General features: G+C 60.9%; 1 pseudogene. It reads right to left on the bottom strand.

Annotated elements, in window-relative coordinates:
* A pseudogene (locus tag EXE45_RS19245) lies at window positions 1-208 on the bottom strand (DNA cytosine methyltransferase); the annotation flags it as partial.
* Between the last annotated feature and the right edge of the window lie 12 nt (window positions 209-220).

The raw sequence follows: 220 nt of genomic DNA, 5'->3' as shown, positions 1-220 counted from the left end.
ACGAGAGCGCGGCCGTCACGGGAGTCTCTTCGAGTCCCTCGACCGTCAGCTCTGAGGTGTAGTCGCTTCGCGTCGTGGAGTAGTGGCCGACCACGTCCTCGAGCTTCTCGTACTCCGTCCGATCGAGAACGTCCTGCTTGAGCAGATACCACAGGTAGAAGACGCTGTCAACGTCGCAGTTGGTCGCCGTCAACGTGATCTCGGACACGCCGATCGACGA

It is taken from the genome of Halorubrum sp. SP9, assembly GCF_005435015.1.
Classification (GTDB): domain Archaea; phylum Halobacteriota; class Halobacteria; order Halobacteriales; family Haloferacaceae; genus Halorubrum; species Halorubrum sodomense.
The sequence above is the reverse complement of the archived record's forward strand: the minus strand, read 5'-3'. Positions and strand labels throughout refer to the sequence as shown.